The organism is Streptomyces luteolifulvus (assembly GCF_008806595.1).
GTDB classification, from domain to species: Bacteria; Actinomycetota; Actinomycetes; order Streptomycetales; family Streptomycetaceae; genus Streptomyces; species Streptomyces luteolifulvus.
The window spans coordinates 47,134-68,111 of sequence record NZ_VZRB01000026.1 but is presented as its reverse complement, the minus strand read 5'-3'; the positions used below and the strand labels follow the sequence as shown (position 1 = coordinate 68,111).

19 protein-coding genes and 1 pseudogene are annotated in these 20,978 nt (G+C 71.3%); 10 read left to right on the top strand and 10 right to left on the bottom strand.

The genetic code is table 11. The annotated features are described in order from the left end of the window. The 5 genes from F7R91_RS30070 (at window position 1) to folE (ending at window position 5,975) form a co-directional block, all read left to right on the top strand. Entirely contained in the window at window positions 1–1,134 is a 1,134-nt protein-coding gene (locus tag F7R91_RS30070) for a zinc-dependent metalloprotease (RefSeq protein ID WP_150953830.1), read from the top strand. 189 nt (window positions 1,135–1,323) lie between these two features. Continuing rightward, window positions 1,324–2,370 (top strand): tRNA lysidine(34) synthetase TilS, encoded by a 1,047-nt coding sequence (tilS, locus tag F7R91_RS30065; protein WP_150953827.1) that lies wholly within the window; start codon window positions 1,324–1,326, stop codon window positions 2,368–2,370. Between the two features lie 75 nt (window positions 2,371–2,445). Then, the gene (hpt, locus tag F7R91_RS30060) at window positions 2,446–3,006 is read left to right on the top strand and encodes a hypoxanthine phosphoribosyltransferase (RefSeq protein ID WP_150953971.1); all 561 of its coding nucleotides are present in this window, start codon (window positions 2,446–2,448) and stop codon (window positions 3,004–3,006) included. Window positions 3,007–3,201: 195 nt separating this feature from the next. Further along, window positions 3,202–5,241, top strand: coding sequence for an ATP-dependent zinc metalloprotease FtsH (gene ftsH / locus F7R91_RS30055; RefSeq protein ID WP_150953969.1), 2,040 nt, complete (start codon window positions 3,202–3,204; stop codon window positions 5,239–5,241). A gap of 128 nt (window positions 5,242–5,369) precedes the next feature. Next, on the top strand, window positions 5,370–5,975 hold the full coding sequence (gene folE, locus F7R91_RS30050; RefSeq protein ID WP_150953824.1) for a GTP cyclohydrolase I FolE: 606 nt from the start codon (window positions 5,370–5,372) through the stop codon (window positions 5,973–5,975). A 12-nt stretch (window positions 5,976–5,987) separates the two neighbouring features. Here folE and F7R91_RS30045 read toward each other — a convergent pair whose 3' ends face one another. From F7R91_RS30045 to F7R91_RS30020, 6 genes are all read right to left on the bottom strand, one after another. Then, window positions 5,988–6,473, bottom strand: a complete 486-nt coding sequence (locus tag F7R91_RS30045) for a DUF3180 domain-containing protein (RefSeq protein ID WP_150953822.1) — start codon at window positions 6,471–6,473, stop codon at window positions 5,988–5,990. 61 nt (window positions 6,474–6,534) lie between these two features. Next, a complete protein-coding gene (gene folK, locus F7R91_RS30040; protein WP_150953819.1) occupies window positions 6,535–7,146 on the bottom strand; it encodes a 2-amino-4-hydroxy-6-hydroxymethyldihydropteridine diphosphokinase in 612 nt (203 codons plus the stop codon). After that, window positions 7,143–7,502, bottom strand: a complete 360-nt coding sequence (folB, locus tag F7R91_RS30035; protein ID WP_150953816.1) for a dihydroneopterin aldolase — start codon at window positions 7,500–7,502, stop codon at window positions 7,143–7,145. Before folB ends, folK begins: the two co-directional genes overlap by 4 nt. 281 nt (window positions 7,503–7,783) lie before the next feature. Further along, complete coding sequence (locus tag F7R91_RS30030) at window positions 7,784–8,287, bottom strand: nuclear transport factor 2 family protein (RefSeq protein WP_150953813.1); 504 nt, start codon at window positions 8,285–8,287, stop codon at window positions 7,784–7,786. Continuing rightward, window positions 8,284–9,183 (bottom strand): dihydropteroate synthase, encoded by a 900-nt coding sequence (folP, locus tag F7R91_RS30025; protein ID WP_150953810.1) that lies wholly within the window; start codon window positions 9,181–9,183, stop codon window positions 8,284–8,286. Before folP ends, F7R91_RS30030 begins: the two co-directional genes overlap by 4 nt. Window positions 9,184–9,564: 381 nt before the next feature. After that, a complete protein-coding gene (locus F7R91_RS30020; RefSeq protein ID WP_150953806.1) occupies window positions 9,565–11,385 on the bottom strand; it encodes a phosphatidylglycerol lysyltransferase domain-containing protein in 1,821 nt (606 codons plus the stop codon). A 222-nt stretch (window positions 11,386–11,607) separates the two neighbouring features. Between F7R91_RS30020 and F7R91_RS30015 the strand changes: the two genes are divergently transcribed. Next, window positions 11,608–12,735 carry an alpha/beta hydrolase gene (locus tag F7R91_RS30015; RefSeq protein WP_150953804.1) on the top strand — a complete coding sequence of 376 codons (1,128 nt, stop codon included), beginning with the start codon at window positions 11,608–11,610 and terminating at the stop codon, window positions 12,733–12,735. Between the two features lie 120 nt (window positions 12,736–12,855). After that, a complete protein-coding gene (locus F7R91_RS30010) occupies window positions 12,856–14,247 on the top strand; it encodes a prolipoprotein diacylglyceryl transferase (RefSeq protein ID WP_191971690.1) in 1,392 nt (463 codons plus the stop codon). Window positions 14,248–14,268: 21 nt separating this feature from the next. Here the strand turns inward: F7R91_RS30010 and F7R91_RS30005 are convergent, their stop codons facing one another. Continuing rightward, window positions 14,269–15,603 carry a PH domain-containing protein gene (locus F7R91_RS30005; protein WP_150953801.1) on the bottom strand — a complete coding sequence of 445 codons (1,335 nt, stop codon included), beginning with the start codon at window positions 15,601–15,603 and terminating at the stop codon, window positions 14,269–14,271. Then, the gene (locus tag F7R91_RS30000) at window positions 15,600–16,112 is read right to left on the bottom strand and encodes a PH domain-containing protein (RefSeq protein ID WP_150953799.1); all 513 of its coding nucleotides are present in this window, start codon (window positions 16,110–16,112) and stop codon (window positions 15,600–15,602) included. Before F7R91_RS30000 ends, F7R91_RS30005 begins: the two co-directional genes overlap by 4 nt. Before the next feature lie 31 nt (window positions 16,113–16,143). Here F7R91_RS30000 and F7R91_RS29995 point away from each other — a divergent pair, with 31 nt between their 5' ends. After that, complete coding sequence (locus F7R91_RS29995) at window positions 16,144–17,295, top strand: NADH-quinone oxidoreductase subunit D (protein WP_150953794.1); 1,152 nt, start codon at window positions 16,144–16,146, stop codon at window positions 17,293–17,295. Between the two features lie 17 nt (window positions 17,296–17,312). On the opposite strand, the gene F7R91_RS29990 is transcribed toward F7R91_RS29995, so the two are convergent. Further along, complete coding sequence (locus F7R91_RS29990; RefSeq protein WP_150953963.1) at window positions 17,313–18,299, bottom strand: SAM-dependent methyltransferase; 987 nt, start codon at window positions 18,297–18,299, stop codon at window positions 17,313–17,315. A gap of 130 nt (window positions 18,300–18,429) precedes the next feature. Between F7R91_RS29990 and F7R91_RS29985 the strand changes: the two genes are divergently transcribed. Together F7R91_RS29985 and F7R91_RS29980 are read left to right on the top strand one after the other, a co-directional pair. Further along, complete coding sequence (locus F7R91_RS29985; RefSeq protein WP_150953791.1) at window positions 18,430–19,629, top strand: sensor histidine kinase; 1,200 nt, start codon at window positions 18,430–18,432, stop codon at window positions 19,627–19,629. Between the two features lie 60 nt (window positions 19,630–19,689). Further along, window positions 19,690–20,361: a response regulator gene (locus F7R91_RS29980; protein WP_150953788.1), complete on the top strand. Its 672-nt coding sequence runs from the start codon at window positions 19,690–19,692 to the stop codon at window positions 20,359–20,361. Window positions 20,362–20,431: 70 nt separating this feature from the next. Here the strand turns inward: F7R91_RS29980 and F7R91_RS29975 are convergent. Further along, window positions 20,432–20,869, bottom strand: a pseudogene (locus F7R91_RS29975) (DUF5937 family protein); the annotation flags it as partial. Window positions 20,870–20,978: the final 109 nt, after the last annotated feature.

Sequence of the window (20,978 nt, the reverse complement as noted above, 5' to 3'; positions counted from 1 at the left end):
ATGACGAGCATCGGTGGTGCTGCTTCATCCGGCATGGTCGACTGGAATCTCGCGGTGGCGACCGCGACCCGGCTCGTACGGCCGGGTCCGGAGGTGAGCCGTGACGAGGCCCGCGAGGTCGTCGCGGAACTGCGCCGACACGCCAAGGCCTCGGAGGCGCACGTCCGTGGCTTCACTCGCATGGGCACGGAGGACATCCACGACACCCCGGTCCTCGTCGTCGACCGGCCCGGGTGGGTGCGGGCCAACGTCGCCGGGTTCCGCGAGATCCTCAAACCACTGCTCGACAAGATGCAGGAACGGCGCGGCAACACGCCCGGCGGCGCAGTCCTCGGCGCCTTCGGCGGCAAGGTCACCGGCGTCGAACTCGGCATGCTCCTGTCCTTCCTGGCCTCCCGCGTCCTCGGCCAGTACGAGACCTTCGCCCCGAGCACCCGCGAGCTGCCCGCCGGCGAGAACGGCGGCGGCCGACTGCTGCTCGTCGCCCCGAACATCGTCCACGTCGAGCGCGAACTCGACGTCCAGCCCCATGACTTCCGCCTGTGGGTGTGCCTGCACGAGGAGACGCACCGCACCCAGTTCACGGCGGTGCCCTGGCTGCGCGACCACCTCGAGGGCGAAATCCAGTCTTTCCTGGGGGAGACCGACGTCGACCCCATGACCGTCCTGGAACGCATCCGGGACGCCGCCCAGTCCCTGGCCGGAGGCCGCCCCGAGGGCGAGGAGGACGACGGCGGACGCTCCTTCGTCGAGTTGGTGCAGACCCCCGCCCAGCGTGAGATCCTCGGCCGGCTCACCGCCGTGATGTCCCTCCTGGAGGGCCACGCCGACTTCGTGATGGACGGCGTCGGCCCCCAGGTCGTACCGACCGTCGCCGAGATCCGCGAGAAGTTCCAGCAGCGCCGCGCCAAGGGTGCCTCCCGGCTCGATCTGGCCCTGCGCAAACTGCTCGGCCTGGACGCCAAACTCAGGCAGTACCGCGACGGCGAACGCTTCGTCAGGGCCGTCGTCGACCAGGTCGGCATGGACGGCTTCAACCGCGTGTGGACCTCCCCGAACACACTTCCGACCAAGGCCGAGATCGCCAAACCGGCGAACTGGGTCGCGCGCGTGCACCGCAAAGCCGAGCCGTGAACCCACGGCACGCCGTGAAACGATTCCGGCCGACGGCAGACGAAAGCCCCGCCAATCACCCGTTGGAGGGACCGTGAGCCGTGGGTAGGCGTGCAATGCTCGGGGAACGGCCCGGTTCTGTCACCATCTACACACTCTGAGTGACCGAGCTCGGGCTCACCCCCGACATTTTCATGAAGGGAACCGGACATGGGTCCCCATCCTGCGGTCGCGGCGATACGCCTGGCGGTCCGCCGCGTCCTCCACGACATCCTCGACGACCACCTGACCGACGACACCGAGACCAGCGCGACCCCCGCACAGACCCCGCACGAGCGCCCTCCGTCGCCGCTCGTGCTCGTGGCATGCTCCGGCGGCGCCGACTCCATGGCTCTCGCCTCCGCCCTCGCCTTCGAAGCCCCCAAACTCGGCATCCGCGCCGGCGGCATCACCGTCGACCACGGCCTGCAGCCCGGCTCCGACCTGCGCGCCGAGGAAGTCGTCCTGCGTCTGCGCGAACTCGGCCTGGATCCGGTCGAGTCCGCCGCCGTGACCGTCGGCCGTGAAGGCGGCCCCGAGGCCGCCGCCCGCGACGCCCGCTATGCCGCCCTCGACGACGCCGCCGAACGCCACGGCGCCTTTGCCGTCCTGCTCGGTCACACCCGCGACGACCAAGCCGAAACCGTCCTGCTGGGTCTCGCCCGTGGCTCCGGCATCCGCTCCCTGTCCGGAATGGCCGCGGTCTCGGGGGCCGACGGCCGTTACCGCCGCCCCTTCCTCCAGCTCGACCGGCAGACCGCCCGCAAGGCCTGCATGGCCCAGTCCCTGCCGGTCTGGGACGACCCGCACAACACGGACCCCGCCTACACCCGCTCACGGCTGCGCCACGAAGGCCTGCCCGCCCTCGAGAAGGCGCTCGGCAAGGGGGTCGTCGAGGCCCTCGCCCGTACGGCCCAGCTCTCCCGCGACGACGCCGACGCCCTCGACAGCTGGGCCGGCCAGGCCGAGGCCTCCGTGCGCGATGCCACCGGACTGCTGGAGTGCGCCAAACTCCACGCCCTGCCGCCCGCCGTGCGCCGCCGCATCCTGCGCCGAGCCGCCATCGAGGCCGGTGCCCCGGCAGGCTCGCTGTTCGCCCGCCACATCGAGGAAGTCGACCGGCTGATCACCGGCTGGCGCGGCCAGGGCGCCATCAATCTCCCCGGCAGGGTCGTCGCCCAGCGGCAGGGTGGCAGACTGGTGATTCGGCAAGGCTGAAAAGTCCCCGCCCCCTTCGGGTGAGGACCCGGCCCCGCGAAGGGGCCGGACAGCCGGTTGAGACGACCGAAAGTGATGCGGGTGGACGCGAAAGACATGGGTGCCGACCTCAAGCAGGTACTCATCACCAAGGAAGAGATCGACGCGAAGCTGGCCGAGCTGGCCGCGAAGATCGACGCTGAGTACGAGGGCAAGGACCTGCTCCTCGTCGGCGTCCTCAAGGGCGCGGTGATGGTCATGGCCGACCTCGCCCGGGCGCTGTCCACCCCCGTCACCATGGACTGGATGGCCGTGTCCTCCTACGGCGCGGGCACCCAGTCCTCCGGTGTCGTGCGGATCCTCAAGGACCTCGACACCGACATCAAGGGCAAGCACGTCCTGATCGTCGAGGACATCATCGACTCCGGTCTGACCCTCTCCTGGCTGATCAACAACCTCGGCTCGCGCGAGCCCGCCTCTCTCAACGTGTGCACCCTGCTGCGCAAGCCGGACGCCGCCAAGGTCGCCATCGACGTCGAGTGGGTCGGCTTCGACATCCCCAACGAATTCGTCATCGGCTACGGCCTCGACTACGCCGAGAAGTACCGCAATCTTCCGTTCGTCGGTACGCTCGCGCCTCACGTGTACGGCGGCTGACCCGAGGGACCCCACACCCTCGGAACGCTCGCAGCGCGACCGGGAACCCCGGCGGGCCTCGCGCCGTTGGAGCATGCAGACGGGCTTGCCAGCCGTCCCATGCGGCTTCGCGCGACAATGCTGGGGTACCGTCAGAAGAACTGTCTTATCAAACTCACTATGGCAGGAGGGACGGGGCGGCACCGCTCCGTATGGATGGACGTGAAGCGATACTTCCGTGGGCCGGTCATGTGGATCGTGCTGGCCGTCCTTGCCGTGGTCGTGTTGATGCAGGTCGTCGGCTCGTCCGGCGGCTACAAGACGGTGGACACCGGCCAGGTCGTCCAGGCGATCAATGACAACAAGGTCGAGTCGGCCAAGCTGACCACCGGCGACGAGCAGACCATCAAGGTCCAGCTCAAGGACGGCACAAAGGTCGAGGGCAGCTCGAAGATCCAGGCGAGCTACATCGGCGACCAGGGCGTGACCATCGCCAACACGCTGCAGACCAAGTACCAGGACAAGCAGATCCCCGACGGCTACACGGTCTCGCCGACGAAGCAGAACGCCTTCGTCGGGATCCTGCTGTCCCTGCTCCCCTTCGTCCTCATCGTGGTCGTGTTCCTGTTCCTGATGAACCAGATGCAGGGCGGCGGCTCCCGCGTCATGAACTTCGGCAAGTCCAAGGCGAAGCTCATCACCAAGGACACCCCGAAGACGACGTTCTCGGACGTCGCCGGCTCGGACGAGGCCGTCGAGGAACTCCAGGAGATCAAGGAGTTCCTCCAGGAACCCGCCAAGTTCCAGGCGGTCGGGGCGAAGATCCCCAAGGGCGTGCTCCTGTACGGCCCTCCCGGCACCGGCAAGACCCTGCTCGCGCGCGCCGTCGCGGGCGAGGCCGGCGTCCCCTTCTACTCGATCTCCGGTTCCGACTTCGTCGAGATGTTCGTCGGTGTCGGTGCCTCCCGGGTCCGTGACCTGTTCGAGCAGGCCAAGGCGAACGCCCCGGCGATCGTCTTTGTCGACGAGATCGACGCGGTCGGCCGCCACCGCGGCGCCGGCCTCGGCGGCGGTCACGACGAGCGCGAGCAGACCCTGAACCAGCTGCTCGTCGAGATGGACGGCTTCGACGTCAAGGGCGGTGTGATCCTCATCGCCGCCACGAACCGGCCCGACATCCTCGACCCGGCGCTGCTGCGCCCCGGCCGCTTCGACCGCCAGATCGCGGTCGACCGCCCGGACATGCAGGGCCGTCTGGAGATCCTCAAGGTCCACCAGAAGGGCAAACCGGTCGCCCCCGACGTCGACCTGTCGGCGGTCGCCCGCCGCACTCCGGGCTTCACCGGCGCCGACCTGTCGAACGTGCTGAACGAGGCGGCGCTGCTCACGGCCCGCAGCGATCGCAAGCTCATCGACAACCAGATGCTGGACGAGGCGATCGACCGCGTGGTCGCGGGCCCGCAGAAGCGGACCCGGATCATGTCGGACAAGGAGAAGAAGATCACCGCGTACCACGAGGGCGGCCACGCCCTGGTCGCGGCGGCGTCCCCGAACTCCGACCCGGTCCACAAGATCACGATCCTCTCGCGGGGCCGGGCCCTCGGCTACACGATGGTCCTGCCGGACGAGGACAAGTACTCGACCACCCGCAACGAGATGCTCGACCAGCTCGCCTACATGCTGGGCGGCCGGGCGGCCGAGGAACTGGTCTTCCACGACCCGACCACCGGCGCCGCGAACGACATCGAGAAGGCCACCACTACGGCCCGCGCGATGGTCACGCAGTACGGCATGACCGAGCGTCTCGGCGCCATCAAGTTCGGCGGCGACAACACCGAGCCGTTCCTCGGACGTGAGATGGCCCACCAGCGCGACTACTCGGAAGAGGTCGCCGCGCTGGTCGACGAAGAGGTCAAGAAGCTCATCGAGAACGCGCACAACGAAGCCTGGGAGATCCTGGTCGAGAACCGCGACGTCCTCGACAACCTGGTGCTTCAGCTGCTGGAGAAGGAGACGCTGGGCAAGGAGGAGATCGCCGAGATCTTCGCCCCGATCGTCAAGCGTCCCCCGCGGCCGGCCTGGACCGGCTCCTCCCGCCGCACGCCCTCGACCCGCCCGCCGGTGCTCTCCCCCAAGGAGCTGGCACTGACGAACGGCGCCAACGGCGCGACGCCGGCGATCTCCACCGTCAAGTCCACCGCGACGGAGCCCGCCCCGGCGGCGGAGACGGCCACCGAGGACCGTCCGGAGGCCTGACGTCTCAGGCACCGTGACCTCACCCGGCCCGGAATGAATGCCGCGCCCCCCAGGTTCTAGCCTGGGGGGCGCGGCATTTCCGCATGCATGCATGCATGCATGCGAGACACACAGGAACGAGGCACCACATGACCGACCCCGTGACGCTGGACGGCGAGGGCACCATCGGCGAGTTCGACGAGAAGCGCGCCGAGAACGCCGTACGCGAACTGCTGATCGCGGTCGGAGAGGACCCCGACCGGGAGGGTCTCAGGGAGACGCCGGGGCGGGTCGCTCGGGCGTACAAGGAGATATTCGCGGGGCTGTGGCAGAAGCCCGAGGACGTGCTGACCACGACGTTCGACCTGGGGCACGACGAGATGGTGCTCGTGAAGGACATCGAGGTGTACTCGACCTGTGAACATCATCTGGTGCCGTTCCGGGGCGTCGCGCACGTCGGATACATTCCGGCCACTACCGGAAAGATCACGGGGTTGTCCAAGCTGGCCCGTCTCGTGGACGTCTACGCCCGCCGGCCGCAGGTGCAGGAACGACTCACCACGCAGATCGCGGACTCCCTGATGGAGATCCTGGAGCCTCGTGGTGTCATCGTCGTCATCGAGTGCGAGCACATGTGCATGTCGATGCGCGGCATCCGCAAGCCCGGCGCCAAGACCATCACGTCCGCCGTGCGCGGGCAGCTGCGGGACATGACGACCCGCAACGAGGCGATGAGCCTCATCATGGCCCGCTGACGCTCCGGCGGGTCACGCCGTCGACGCGGCCCCCGTGTTCCGGTCGTCGTCCTCGGGGAGTTTGCAGACGCGCTCCAGGAAGATGGCCGCCGCTATGACGCCGATGCCTGCCAGGACCGCGAAGCCGGCGTAGATGGCCTGGTCGCGGCGGGCGGGGATGTCGAGGGACTCCAGGAGGAAGACGCCCGTGCCGCCGTACATGCCGGCGACGAGGGCGGCGACCAGGGCGCTGGCCTGCCCGAAGACGACCGCGCGAGCCGCCATCAGCGGGTCGACTCCCTTCGCCCCCGGGCGGCGCTCGCGCTGTGCCTTGAGGCGGGCGCGCAGCGAGAGCGCGGTGGCCAGGAGGACGACGGCGATCACCGCGAGGACGATGGGTGCGGCCAGGGGGACGCTGGGGAGGGTCCCGATCGAGTTCCAGAGGCGGGCGCCCGCCCAGGACAGGATCCCGGCGACGAGGAAGACGCCGGCCAGCACCCTGATACGCAGCTCTCTCACGGTGTCCCTTCGATTCCCCCGGGTCCCCACGGACCGTGGTCGGTCGTCTTGACCTTAACGACTATTCAGGCAGCCGGAGTTCCAGGTCGTGGCGGGGCTCGACGCCGTCGCGGGTGACGGTGCCGAGGAGGGCGGCGACCGGGCCGCGGCCGGGCAGTTGGGCCTCCGGTTCCACGTCGTGCCAGGGGGCGAGGACGAAGGCGCGTTCGTGGGCGCGCGGGTGGGGGAGCGTGAGATGCGGGTCGTCGGTGACGACATCGGCGTACGCGACGATGTCGACGTCGAGGGTGCGCGGGCCCCAGCGCTCGTCCCGGACGCGGTTGAAGGCCTCCTCGACGGCGTGGGCCCGCTCCAGGAGGGAGGACGGGGGGAGGGTGGTCTTCAGGATCACCACGGCGTTGTAGTACGACGGCTGGCTGCCGGGCTCGACGCCCCACGGCTCCGTCTCGTACACGGGCGAGACGGCCTTGATGCGCACGCCCGGGGTGTCCTCCAGCGCGTCGACGGCTCCCTGGAGGTTCTCCAGGCGGTTGCCGAGGTTGGAGCCGAGGGAGATGACGGCCCGTTTGGGGTTGTGGAGCGTCGTGTCCGCGGCGTCCACCTGCTGCACGACGGAGGCGGGTACCGGCTGTACGGTCGGGTCGCTGTGACCCTCGGTGAAGGACGCGGTCATACTCGGCTCCGGGTGATGGTGACGGTCACGTCGTCGAAGGGGACGGTGATCGGGGCGTCCGGTTTGTGGACGGTGACCTCGGCCTCCTTTACCCCTTCGTGCTTCAGACAGGCCTGGGCGATGCGCTCGGCGAGCGTCTCGATGAGGTTGACGGGCTCGCCCTCGACGACGGCCACGACCTCCTCGGCCACGATGCCGTAGTGCACGGTTTTCGCCAGGTCGTCGTCGGCCGCGGCCGGTCGGGTGTCCAGGCCGAGGACGAGGTCCACGACGAAGGTCTGCCCCTCCTCGCGTTCCTGCGGGAACACCCCGTGGTGCCCATGGGCCTTCAGGCCGCGCAGCGCGACACGATCCACGCGAATCACTCCTGCAATCGTCGGTGTCGGCCGGTCACTGCCGTGTGCGGGCGGCACACCGGCCTCGAACGAATCTACCTGCGGGCACTGACAGGGTCGGGCCACGGGGGCGCGGCCCGAGCCGGTCCCAGGAGTTTTCACCGTGCGTTTCCCCTGGGGAATCCGGTGGCTCACGGGCTGGTAGCCGCCCTTACCCCTGCTTCCGTGATTCCAACCACTTCTTGGTCCTTGCGGGCGGGCTCCGGCGGTCCGCCGGGTGCCCGTACGGCGCGCCTACCCACTCAGGAGGGGGAGTCGTCGTTCTCGTCCTCGTCGTTTTCGGCCAGAACGGGGGAGGCGTGGTGCGACCAGAGCTTCCAGCCGTCGGATGTGCGGCGGAACACGTTCGTGGCGACCACCAGCTGGCCGACGAGCGGTCCGAGTTCCTCGCCGCCCTCGGGTGCGGGGCCGCCGCTGAGGATGTTCTCGGTGCAGGTGACCAGGGCGGTGTCGCCGGTGACGGAGACATGCACATCGGTGAGGAAGAACTGGATGTAGTCGGTGTTCGCCATGATCAGCGCATACGACCTCAGGACGTCGCCGCGGCCGGTGAGCACGGGCCAGCCGGGGTGCACGCAGGAGATCACCCCGGCGTCGGCCGGGTCGTGGTACTCCTCGTCGATGCCCAGGTCGGACGGGGTCAGCCAGAGGGAGGTCAGCTCTTCGAAGTCGCCGCGTTCCATCGCCTCGTAGAAGGCGGTGTTGGCGAGTTCCACCTCTTCGACATCGGTGTGGGGGGCGCTCACCGGGCTCCTTCGGGCGAGTCCGGAGCGTTTCTCTCTGCGCGCGCTCCCTCGACGGCGCGTGCGACGCGTACCGCGTCCGCGGTGGCACGCACCTCGTGTACGCGTACGGCCCATGCGCCGGCGTGCGCTGCTAGTGCGGACACGGCGGCCGTGGCGGCGTCGCGCTCGCGCGCGGGCGGGGGTGCGCCCTGCGGTCCGGCGAGTACGCGGCCGAGGAACCGTTTGCGGGAGGCGGCCACGAGCAGCGGATGGCCGAGGACGAGCAGGCGGTCGAGGTGGGCGAGCAGGGCGAGGTCGTGTTCGGCGTCCTTGGAGAAGCCGAGGCCGGGGTCGACGACGACACGGTCGGGGGCGATGCCGCCGGCCAGCACGGCCTCCACGCGCGCATGCAGTTCCTCGACGACTTCGGTGACGACGTCGTCGTACACGCCCTTGATGGCGCCGCCGTCCAGGAAGCCGCGCCAGTGCATGACGACGAAGGGTGCGCCGCTCTGGGCGACGACGCTGATCATCGCGGGGTCGGCGAGGCCGCCGCTGACGTCGTTGACGAGGGCGGCGCCGGCGGCGAGGGCCTTTTCGGCGACGGAGGCGCGCATGGTGTCGACGGAGACGGAGACGCCTTCGGAGGCGAGGCCGCGGACGACGGGAATGACCCGCTTGAGTTCCTCGGCCTCGTCGACGCGGGTGGCGCCCGGCCGGGTGGACTCGCCGCCGACGTCGACCAGGTCCGCGCCCTCGCTGACGAGGGCGAGGCCGTGCTTGACGGCGGCCGTCGTGTCGAACCAGCGGCCGCCGTCGGAGAAGGAATCGGGGGTCACGTTCACGACTCCCATGACCGCGCAGCGGTCCCACTCAGGAAGGCCCGCGACGCGCCCGCGTCCGCTCTGCTTGCTCATATGTTCAGCGTAGGCCCCGGGCGCCCCGGGCAAGCCCACCCGTCCAGCGGCCCGAGCAGGGGCCCCTGCAGGAGGGGCGGGGCCACGGCTCGGGTGCCGCCGCTTCGTACGGCCCGAGCGGACGCCTTTGGGTCGGGCCCTGTCGTCACATGCCCGCCTGCCTGGCGGCGCCTGGGGCGGGCCCCGGCTCGGGCCGGGTCAGGCCTCGCTGGTATCGCGTTCCGCGACGGCGTGGGTGCACGCGCGCGGGGCGGCCTTGCGGCGGTGCGAGGTCCCGGGCAGGGTCGGGCAAGCTGCCGCATCTTGCGGCCCGAGCGGAGGCGCTCGGGCCGGGCCCTGTCGTCAATGCCTGCCTGCCTGCGTGGCGATCGCCTGTCAGGGTCAGGCCGCGCGGATGTCCCGGATGTCCTGTTCCGCGACGGCGTGGGTGCACGCGCGTGGGGCCGTCCTGTGGCGGCGCAGGAAGCGCGGCAGCGGGAGGGCGACGTTGACGAAGCCCTCCGCCTGCATCGCGGCCAGGCCGATGCGGGGCAGGTCGCCCGAGGCGCGGTAGACGACGAAGCGGGGCTCCCAGCGGGGCCGGAACTTCGCGTTGAACTTGTACAGCGACTCGATCTGGAACCAGCGGGAGAGGAAGACCAGCAGCCCGCGCCAGGCGCGCAGCACCGGGCCCGCGCCGATCTTCTCCCCCCGCGCGAGCGCCGCGCGGAACATGGCGAAGTTGAGCGAGACGCGGGTGACGCCGAGGCGCGGGGCCGCCTGGAGGGCCGCCACGATGAGCAGTTCGTTCATGCCGGGGTCGGCCGAGCGGTCGCGGCGCATCAGGTCCAGGGAGGCACCGTCCGTGCCCCACGGCACGAAGTGCAGGATCGCCTTGAGGTCGCCGTACGGGCCCGGCTCGCCGTCTGCCTTGTGGGCGGTGGCGATGAGGCAGTCGCCGTCGGCGGGGTCGCCGATGCGGCCCAGCGCCATGGAGAAACCGCGCTCGGTGTCGGTGCCGCGCCAGTCGTCGGCGGCACGGCGGATCCGCTCCAGCTCGGCCTCGCCGAGGTCACGGACGCGCCGTACGCGGGTTTCGTAACCGGCACGCTCGATGCGCTTGACCATCTGGCGCACGTTGCGCATCGCGCGGCCGGCGAGTGAGAAATCCGCGACGTCCACCACCGCCTCGTCGCCCAGTTCGAGGGCGTCCAGGCCGGTCTCGCGGGTCCACACCTCGCCGCCGGTCTCGGAGCAGCCCATGACGGCTGGGGTCCAGGAGTGGGCGTGGGCCTCGTCCATGAAGCGCTCGATGGCGCCGGGCCAGGCCTCGACGTCGCCGATGGGGTCGCCGCTGGCGAGCATGACGCCGGACACGACCCGGTAGGTCACCGCCGCCTTGCCGCTGGGCGAGAAGACGACGGCCTTGTCGCGGCGCAGCGCGAAGTGGCCGAGGGAGTCGCGGCCGCCGTGCTTGTCCAGCAGGGCGCGCAGCCGGGCCTCGTCCTCCTCCGTCAAGTGCGCGGCCGGGTGTTCGGGGCGGAAGGCGAAGTAGATCGTGGTGACCGCGGTGAGCAGGCCGAGGGCGCCCAGGGAAAAGGCGACCGTCCAGGAGGTGTTGCCCTGGTAGTCGACGGGACCCTCGAAGCCGAACAGGCCGTAGAGGACGTGGCTGATGCGATCGGCCAGGCTGGGGTCGCCGACCATGCGTTTCGGGTGGACGCTGACGATGATCAGCCCGAGCACGAGGGAACCGGCGCCCATGAGGACGAAGTTGGCGAGCGCGCGCCACCGGCTGCGCGGATCGGGCAGGGCCCGGAACTGGTCGCGGTGCCGCAGCAGCGGTGCGAGCAGCAGGAGCGAGATGACCACTCCGAGGACGGAGTGGCGGTAGGTGAACTGCGCCATCGCGCCGGCCGGCAGCAGCGCCACGGCCGCGCGCCACGCCCGGCGCTTGCGGCGCCGCAGGCCGTGGGCGAGCAGGAGCAGCAGCACGCCGGCGCTGAGCGAGAGCGCGGCCGCGAACGGGCCGAGCGCGCCGGGCAGCACCTCGGCGAGGGTGTGCATACGGCTGTGCCGGAAGCGGGGGAAGACGCCGGCGGCGATGTCCAGGAGCCCGACCAGGGCACTGGCCCTGGCTACGAGGGCGGGCACCGCTTCGGGGCGCGGGCCACGCAGGACGCGCTGCAGGGGGTGTGATCGTTTCGGAACCTCGACCGACATTTCCTCATCTGTCCTGACAGACATCGCATCCCACTGGTTGCGAGAGACCTTGGATCCGGTGCCGATTCGGGCATCCGGCGACATTGCGCCCTCTAGGACGGTGTCTCGGGGGGAGAGGTTCACTCCTCTCCTCAAAGCCGGTTCAAAGGCCGAGGAAAGTCCCGGACAAGCCCTCGCGAAGGAGTGAGGGGCCGGGCGGAAAGCGCAGGCGGGAAGCAGCCCATGGGACTCACGAGCAACACGGCACTGGCGTCGGCGGTCTCGTTCGCCTTGGTGCTGTTCGTCGGTACGGTGTGGCTGTGGCCACGGCTGGCTCGGCGCGGCTGGCGGGCCGTCAGCGGCCGGGTGGGGCTGCTGCTGGCCACGCAGCTGGCGATCTTCGTGTCGGTGGGCCTGGCCGCGAACCAGGCCTTCGGGTTCTACGCCACCTGGGCGGACCTGTTCGGGCAGGAGGACGGCCAGGGCGTGGTCGTCGACCACACGGCGGGCGGCGGGTCGGGCGGCCCGCTCCAGGTCGTCGAGACGCGGCGGGTGAGGGAGAAGGGCAGCGCGCGGCCCGAGGTCGGCGGGCAGATCCAGAAGGTCGACATCGTCGGCCGTACGACCCGCATCGCCACGCCCGCGTACGTGTATCTGCCGCCGGAGTACTTCCAGCCGCAGTACCGCACGCGTACGTTCCCCGCGGCCGTCGTCCTCACCGGCTACCCCGGAACCGCCCAGGCGCTGGTGGACAAGCTGCACTACCCGCGTACGGCCCTGGAGCTCGCCAAGGACGGGCGGGCGCAGCCGATGATCCTGGTGATGATGCGGCCGACGGTGGCGCCGCCGCGGGACACGGAGTGCGTGGACATCCCGGACGGGCCGCAGACCGAGTCGTTCTTCGCCGAGGACCTGCCCGAAGCCGTGCTCGCCCACTACCGGGTGGGCACGAAGCCCGGCAGCTGGGGCATCATCGGCGACTCCACGGGCGGCTACTGCGCCCTCAAGCTCGCCCTGCACCACCCCGAGGTGTACGCCGCGGGGGCGGGCCTGTCCGCGTACTACAACGCGCCGGTCGATCCCACCACGGGCGACCTCTTCCATGGGAACAAGTCGCTGAAGGACCGCGCGAACCTGTTCTGGTACCTCAAGCACATGCCCGCCCCCGACACTTCACTGCTGGTCACCACCAGCCGGATCGGCGAGTCCAACTACCGGGACACGCTGAGGTTCATCGAGCAGGTGAAGGCCAAGACGCCGACCCGGATCTCGTCGATCGTCCTCGACAGCGGCGGGCACAACTTCAACACCTGGCGGCGGGAGATCCCCGGGACGCTTCAGTGGATCAGCGGGCGGCTGACCGACCGATGACCAAGGAAGGGCCGAATTCGGCGATGGCCTGATTCCTGATGTCATATGAAGGCTGCGGGATGGCGGTGTTTTTACGGTGCGGGGCACCACGATTCCTCTACGCGCGGTAAGTTTCTGGCCATGCCACGTGGACGTCATCGCCATTCCCCGCCCTTGCACAGGCTGCTGCCTCCGTCGGCGATCGCAGGCGTCTCCTTCGTCTGCGCCTTCGGCCCCTGGGCGTTCTCGGAGCCGGCCGTGCTCCGTGTCGTCGCCGCGGTCGCCGCCGCGACGGCGGTCGTCGGTGCGGCCGTCATGCGCCGCTGGGATGCCCAGGCCGGCAAACAGGTCGCCGATCTCACGCGCGCGCGTGCGAGCGACGAGTGGCGGCACGAGGAACGGGTCGCCGAACTGGAGACCGACCTCGAGGAGTCGCGCGAGCTGCGCGTGAAGCTGGAACAGCGGCTGCGGGCGAAGCGCGGGGAGTTGGCCGGGCTGCGCAACGAGCACGCCGCGCTGCTGCGCCGGTACGCCACGGCGGAGACCGAGCGTGCGAGCGCCCTGGAGGGCCGCCGGCTGCTGGAGATCGAGGCGACCGTTCCGGCGCCCGCCCTGCCGCCCGCGCCGGTGACGGAGCCCGGGGAGGAGGCCGGGGCTGTGGCTGTCCCGGCGGAGGTCGAGGAGAGCGAGGCCGCCCCTGAGGTCTTCTCGCCGGAGGGCTCGCGGCTGTTCCTGCGGGCGAAGGAGGCGCTGGGCCGGTTCGACGGCGACGGCGACGACGATCAGTCCGCCGAGGACGGCGCGTCTGCGCAGGGCGACGACTCGGCGCAGGCCGACGACGCGTCCGGCTCCGAGGAGGAGGCCGACCCCAAGGCCGACCCCAAGGCCGGCCCCATGGCCGACGACGCGTCCGAGGTCGCCGACGCCGAGAACGCCGGCCCGTCGGACGGCAAGGCGAGGGACAAGGCCGACGTCACGCCGGGCGGCACGTCCCGCGCCCAGGTCGACGGCAAGGCCGAGGGCAAGATCGACATCCCCTCGCCCGCGAAGGGCGAGCCGGTGATGGCCGCCGCCGAGCCCGGGACCGCGGCCGGCGGGACCGCGGCGGAGGCCGCGCAGGAGGATGAGTCGCGGGGGAAGCCCGAGGCGGCCGACGGGCATGAGCGCGCGGCCGCCACCAACCCGGCCGGACCGGCCGCACAGCCCGCCCAGCAGCCCTCCGGGCACTTCGTCTCGCCGACCGCCGTGGCCGTCGTACCGGCGGCGCCCGTGCGGCGTCCCGCGGTCGAGGGCGGGTTCGACTTCTTCGGCACCAAGCAGGCGAGCCCGCACGAGGCCCTGGAGGCCGTGCAGAACGAGGATCTCGCCGATGTGGTGGGACAGGAGGCGCTCGCCCTCCACAAGGCCGAGTCCGAGGCGGAGTTCAAGCCCGCCGGCGAGGAGTCCCGGGGCGTCGGCCAGGTGATCGACCTGACGGCGCACGACGAGACGGAGCAGATCGACGTAAAGGGGCTGCGCAGCGCGGTCTCGTAGGCCCCAGGGCGGGGGCGGGGGTCAGGTCATCCAGCGGTCCGGCCGCGCCCCCCGGCGCCCGGTCCGGGACCGTTCCGCCTGCTCCCGCAGCAGCTCCGCGGCCTCCTGTGCGTCCCGCAGCCGCGCCGTCACCGTCTTGTCCGCCCCCGTGTCCACGTGGACGTCGGCGAGCCCCCGGGCGCGCTCCCAGGGGCCCTGGGTCAGCCGGACGCTCTGCACCTTCGCGTGCGGCACCAGCGCCAGGCTGCGCCGCAGCAGCCCGTGCCGGGCCGCGAACACCGCGTCCGTGGCGGTGAACCCGTAGCCCCGCCACCACAGCGGCACGCACCACCGTGCCCGGCGTGGCGGCCGCGCCATCGACGTCGCCGTCGGCACGGTCACACCGGGCAGCACGCGCGCGACGACCGCTTCGGCGACCTCGCGCGGAGCCACCGGCACCAGCACGGAGTTGGACGACCCGGCCACGTCGAGTTCGATCCGCACCCAGCCGCGCCGCCGCCACAGCAGCGGCTCCACCATCCGTACGGTCTGCACGCGCCCGGGCGGCACGGTCTCGTGGGTCCGGTCGAGCAGTCCGTGGTCGATGCGGAGCCCGTCGGGCGACTCGGCCACCGTCCAGTCGTACTCGCCGACGAACCGCCCCACGCTGCTTGCGCCCGCCGCGCCGAGCAGCGGCACACCGCTCGCGAGGACCGTCCACACGCTGTGGGTACCGAGCCACAGCAGCGGAGGTACGACGAGCGCGGCGGCCAGCGATCCCCAGGTGGCGCCGGTCAGCACCAGCGAGACGGCGAGGACGCGGGGCGGCACGCGCAGCAGTTGCCGGGACGGCGCCTCGCCGACCTCGTGCGCCGCCTCGGGTGCGAAACCCGCCGCCCGTGCGAGCAGTTCGGCCCGTAGCGCACGGGCCTCTCCCTCACCCAGAAAGGCAAGTTCATCCCTTTTGTCCGTCCCGACGACGTCGAGTTTCAGCTTGGCGACTCCCGCGACGCGGGCGAGCAGCGGCTGGGTGACGTCGACGGCCTGGATCCGTTCCAGCCGTATGTGCGCGGTGCGCCGGAACAACAGGCCGGTGCGGATGCGCAGTTCGGTGTCGGTGACCGCGAAGTGGGTGAACCACCAGGTCAGAAAGCCGTAGAGGGCGGCGGCCGGGACGAGCACGGCGAGGGCGGCCGTCAGTGTGGTGGTCGTCAGCCTGGTCAGGTGACGCTGCGCCTGGTCGGGATCGTGCACCGCCCACCCGGCTACCACGGCGATCGGCGCCCATGCCCGCCTGAGCGGCGTCACGGGGTGCAGCCGCCGCTCGGTGACGGACGGCTTCCCGGATACGGCGTCCTCGCGGCCCGGCACCGTCACAGACCCGCCGATCGGGCCTCGCCGAGCTCGGTGAGCCGGTCGCGCAGCCGTTCCGCCTCGGCCGGATCGAGGCCAGGGATGGTCGCGTCGGTCGCCGCGGCCGCCGTGTGCAGCTGCACGCTGGCCAGCCCGAAATGCCGTTCGACCGGCCCGGAGGTGACCTCGACCAGCTGCATCCGCCCGTACGGCACGACGGTCTCCTCGCGCCACAGCACGCCCCGGCTGATCAGCAGGTCGTCGGCGCGCTCGGCGTAGCGCCAGGAGCGCCAGTTGCGGCCGAGCATCACCCAGCCCCAGGCCGTCAGCGCCGACGGGAGCAGCGCGATGGAGGCCCAGACGGGCCCGGCCGTCAGCCCCAGCAGCAGTCCGGTGGCGACGGCCGTCAGCCCCAGCCACACCACCAGCAGCAGCCGTCGCATCCGCAGCAGCCCCGGCGGCAGCCCGGTCCACACCGGCTCGCCGTCCCCGGCCCCCGTGTCCTCCGCGCTCCCCGCGCTCCCCGTCTCCATGGGGCCAGCGTACGTAGGAGAGACTGTGTCCATGACTCCTACGACGGAGACCATGGTCGGTATCGGCGGCGCCGCGGAGAGCACCGACATGGTGCTCAACATCGGGCCGCAGCACCCGTCCACGCACGGGGTGCTGCGCCTGCGGCTCGTCCTGGACGGCGAGCGCATCACGCGCGCGGAGCCGGTGATCGGCTATATGCACCGCGGCGCGGAGAAGCTCTTCGAGGCCCGCGACTACCGCCAGATCATCATGCTCGCCAACCGCCACGACTGGCTGTCGGCCTTCTCCAACGAACTGGGCGTGGTCCTCGCCGTGGAGCGGATGCTCGGCATGGAGGTCCCCGAGCGTGCCGTGTGGACGCGCACCCTGCTCGCGGAGCTCAACCGGGTGCTGAACCACCTGATGTTCCTCGGGTCGTACCCGCTGGAGCTGGGCGGGATCACCCCGATCTTCTACGCCTTCACGGAGCGCGAGGAACTCCAGCACGTCATGGAGGAGGTCTCCGGCGGGCGCATGCACTACATGTTCAACCGCGTCGGCGGCCTCAAGGAGGACCTGCCCGCGGGATGGACGTCCCGCGCGCGTGCCTCCGTCGCGGCCCTGCGCTCCCGCATGGACCGGTTCGACGACCTGGTCCTCGGCAACGAGATCTTCCGGGGGCGCACCCGCGGCGTGGGCGTCCTCGCGCCGGAGACCGTGCACGCGTACGGCGTCAGCGGCCCCATCGCGCGCGCCTCGGGCGTGGACTTCGATCTGCGCCGGGACGAGCCGTATCTGGCGTACGGCGACCTCCAGGACACCCTGGAGGTCGTCACCCGGGAGGAGGGCGACTGCCTCGCCCGCTTCGAGTGCCTCCTGCAGCAGACGCACAACTCCCTCGACCTCGCCGACGCCTGCCTCGACCGGCTGGTTGGGCTGCCGCCCGGGCCGATCAACCAGCGGCTGCCCAAGGTGCTCAAGGCGCCCGAGGGCCACACGTACGCGTGGACCGAGAACCCGCTCGGCATCAACGGCTACTACCTGGTCAGCAAGGGCGAGAAGACCCCGTACCGGCTGAAGCTGCGCTCGGCTTCGTACAACAACATCCAGGCGCTCGTGGAGCTCCTGCCGGGGACGCTGGTGGCGGACATGGTGGCGATCCTCGGGTCGCTGTTCTTCGTGGTCGGAGACATCGACAAATAGGAACCGGCTCAGCCGGTTCAGGTCTGCGCGTGGAGCGGGTCCGGAATTCCTACCGGCTGCACGAGCCACCCGAAGTCGCCGAGTCCGCCCGCCGCGGTGAGCTCCGCGGCCTCACCGGCGCTCGCGAGGGCGCGGACATAGGCTGCGGGCTCGGTGGAGGCGAGTGCGAGCGGGGGGCGCGCGCCTGTCACGCCCAGGGCGCGCAGGGCGTCGCGCTGTGCAAGCAGTCGTGCGCCGGGGAGCGCGCACGCGTCCAGTGCCACGTGCGCCGTGATGTCGCACGACCCGTCCGGCACGGGTGCCGTCTCGCGCCCCTCCCGGAAGCCGGTGAGCGTCCCGAAGGGCGGGCGCGCGTCCGATGTGTGCGCGTAGTCGACGGCGGCCGCGAGGCCCCGCCCGACGGACGCGACCGCGCCCGCCCAGGCGCGGTCCCTGGACAGTCCGATCTCCGCCCGCAGCCCCTCCTCCGCGGGCAGCGGCCACCACCGCGCGAGCCACTCCGCCTCCGCCCCCGGGACCCGCTCCCCGAGCCGCTCGCTCCCGTCCTGCCGTACGAGCACCAGCCGCGGTACGCCGGCGGAGTCCACCTCGGCGACCTCCACCGGTACGTTGTCCAGCCACTCGTTGGCGAACAGCAGCCCCGTGATCTGCTGCGGCAACTCGGGCAGCCACTCGATCCGCCGGTCCAGGCCCTCGGGCCGGGAGGCGACCTCGACGGCATACGCGTGCGTGCGGGCGGCCACCTCGGCGGGGAGCGCGGCGAGGACCCCGGCGGCCAGCTCTCCCCGCCCCGCGGCCATGTCCACGAAGTCGAGCGCGGCGGGCCGCCCCAGGGCCTCGTCGACCCGGCACAGCAGCCGGGCCACGGCCCCCGCGAAGAGCGGCGAGGCGTGCACGGACGTACGGAAGTGCCCGGCCGGCCCCTCCGGCCTGCGATAGAAGCCGTCCGGGCCGTACAGGGCTTCCTGCGCGGCCGCCCGCCAGCCGAGCCACCGATCAGTCATCTCTGCTGCCACGGGCACAGGTTAGGCACAACGGAGAAGCGAGCCTCCACCTTGCGGAGTATGCGCGCCCGATACGGATCGGCCCTCCGGTTGACCCCTGCACGCATCACGCTTCCCTACGCTGGGTTACGTGCAGCGCCTCTATGACTTTCTCCGCAGGCACCCGACATGGGTCGACGGTTTCTGGGCCGTCTTCCTCTTCGGGATCTCCGTCGCGAGCGGGGCCGCCGCCGAGGGCATCAGCGGCACCGACGCGATGGCCGTGATCGTTCCGATCACGCTCCTGCTGTGCCTGGTGATCGCGCTGCGCCGCCGCATGCCGGAGAAGATGCTGCTGCTGGCCGTCGCCCTCGGGGTCGCCCAGCTGGTGCTGGACGTCGCGCCGATGGCCGCCGACTTCGCGCTGCTGGTGATCGTCTACACCGTGGCCGCAACCGGTGCCCGCTGGGCCTCCCGGCTTGCGCTTGTCGTGGGCCTGTGTGCGGCGCCCGTGGCGCAGCTGCGCTGGCCGCTGGAGGACGACGCGCTGGGCAACATTGCGAAGGCGATATTCCTGACGGTGCCGTACGCCCTCGCCTGGGTGCTCGGCGACTCCATCCGCACCCGGCGCGCCTACTTCGCGCAGCTGGAGGAGCGGGCCGCGCGCCTGGAGAAGGAGCGCGAGGCGCAGGCGAAGGTCGCGGTCGCCGCCGAGCGCGCTCGGATCGCGCGCGAGCTGCACGACGTCGTCGCGCACAACGTGTCGGTGATGGTCGTGCAGGCCGACGGTGCCGCCTATGTCCTCGACACCGCTCCGGACCAGGCCAAGAAGGCCCTGGAGACCATCTCCTCCACCGGCCGGCAGGCCCTCGCCGAGATGCGCCGCCTGCTCGGCGTGCTGCGTACCGGCGAGCACCAGGAAAGCGGCGAGTACGTTCCGCAGCCGGACGTCCAGCAGATCGAGGACCTCGTCGAACAGTGCCGTGGTTCCGGTCTGCCCGTCGACTTCAAGATCGAGGGGACCCCGCGCCCGCTGCCCAGCGGCGTCGAGCTCACCGCGTACCGGATCGTGCAGGAAGCCCTCACCAACACCCGCAAGCACGGCGGACCGAACGCCGGCGCGAGCGTGCGCCTGGTCTACTTCGACGACGGGCTCGGACTGCTCGTCGAGGACGACGGCAAGGGCGCCCCGCACGAGCTGTACGAGGAGGGCGGCGCCGACGGCCACGGACACGGCCTGATCGGTATGCGCGAGCGGGTCGGGATGGTCGGCGGCACCCTGGACGCGGGCCCGCGCCCGGGCGGAGGATTCCGCATCAGTGCGCTGCTGCCCCTCAAGCCCGCGCACTGACGTGTTCGCACGCCGACCGCTGACACCTGTAACGACCACCGAAGAGACGGAAGAGGCCCGATGACGATCCGCGTGATGCTCGTCGACGACCAGGTGCTGCTGCGCACCGGGTTCCGGATGGTGCTCGCCGCGCAGCCGGACATGGAGGTCGTCGCGGAGGCGGGTGACGGCGTCGAGGCCCTCCAGGTGCTGCGCGCGACCGCCGTGGACGTCGTCCTGATGGACGTCCGCATGCCGAAGCTGGACGGCGTGGAGACGACCCGCCGCATCTGCTCGGAGCCCGAAGCGCCGAAGGTCCTGATCCTGACCACCTTCGACCTTGACGAGTACGCGTTCTCCGGGCTGAAGGCGGGCGCCTCCGGCTTCATGCTGAAGGACGTGCCGCCCGGCGAACTCCTCGCCGCCATCCGCTCCGTGCACAGCGGCGACGCGGTCGTGGCGCCGTCGACGACCCGGCGCCTGCTGGACCGGTTCGCGCCGATGCTGCCCACGACCGGCAAGGAGCCCCAGCACAAGGAGCTGGAGCGGCTCACCGAACGTGAGCGCGAGGTCATGGTGCTGGTCGCGCAGGGCCTGTCCAACGGCGAGATCGCCGCCCGGCTCGTCCTGTCCGAGGCCACCGTCAAGACGCACGTCGGCCGCATCCTCACCAAGCTGGGGCTGCGGGACCGGGTGCAGGTGGTGGTCCTGGCGTACGAGACGGGGCTCGTACGGGCGGGCGGGCACGGCTGATCGACAACCCCGTCCGGCCCGTCGACCGGTGGCGGCCCGCCCGTCCGGCCGGTGATGGCCCGCCCGCGGGCTACCTGAGAAGTCCCTCCAGGAAGTCACTGCCCAGCCGGGCCACCACCGTCACGTCCAGCTGGTGCAGGACGTACCGCCCGCGGCGGCGGGTGGTGACCAGGCCCGCCTTCTTCAGCACGCCCAGATGCCGGGATTTCTCGGGGGCCGTCACGCCGTGCGCCTGCGCCAGCTCGCCCGTGGTGAACGCGCTGCGGGCCAGGCTGCGGCACAGCTGCATCCGCACCGGGTGGGACAGGGCGGTCATCCGCAGGGCCAGCTGCTCGACGGAGGGCGGGGCGCCGGGCTCGGGGGAGCCCACCGGGTAGTGCAGCACCGGCTGCCAGGCGTACCGGTGCAGGACCATCAGGTGCGGCCGGCCGAGGCTCGTCGGGACGAGCAGCAGGCCGCCGTCCTCCGTGGCCGTCCGGGCCTCGCCCAGCTTGTCGACCGCACGACGGCGACCCTCTCCTGCCGCAGCCCCGCGATGTCGATGCGCACGCTCATGCCCACATCGTGCACTCCGCCACTGACAGTCGGGATCATGCCGTGCGGCGTTCCGTGCGGGT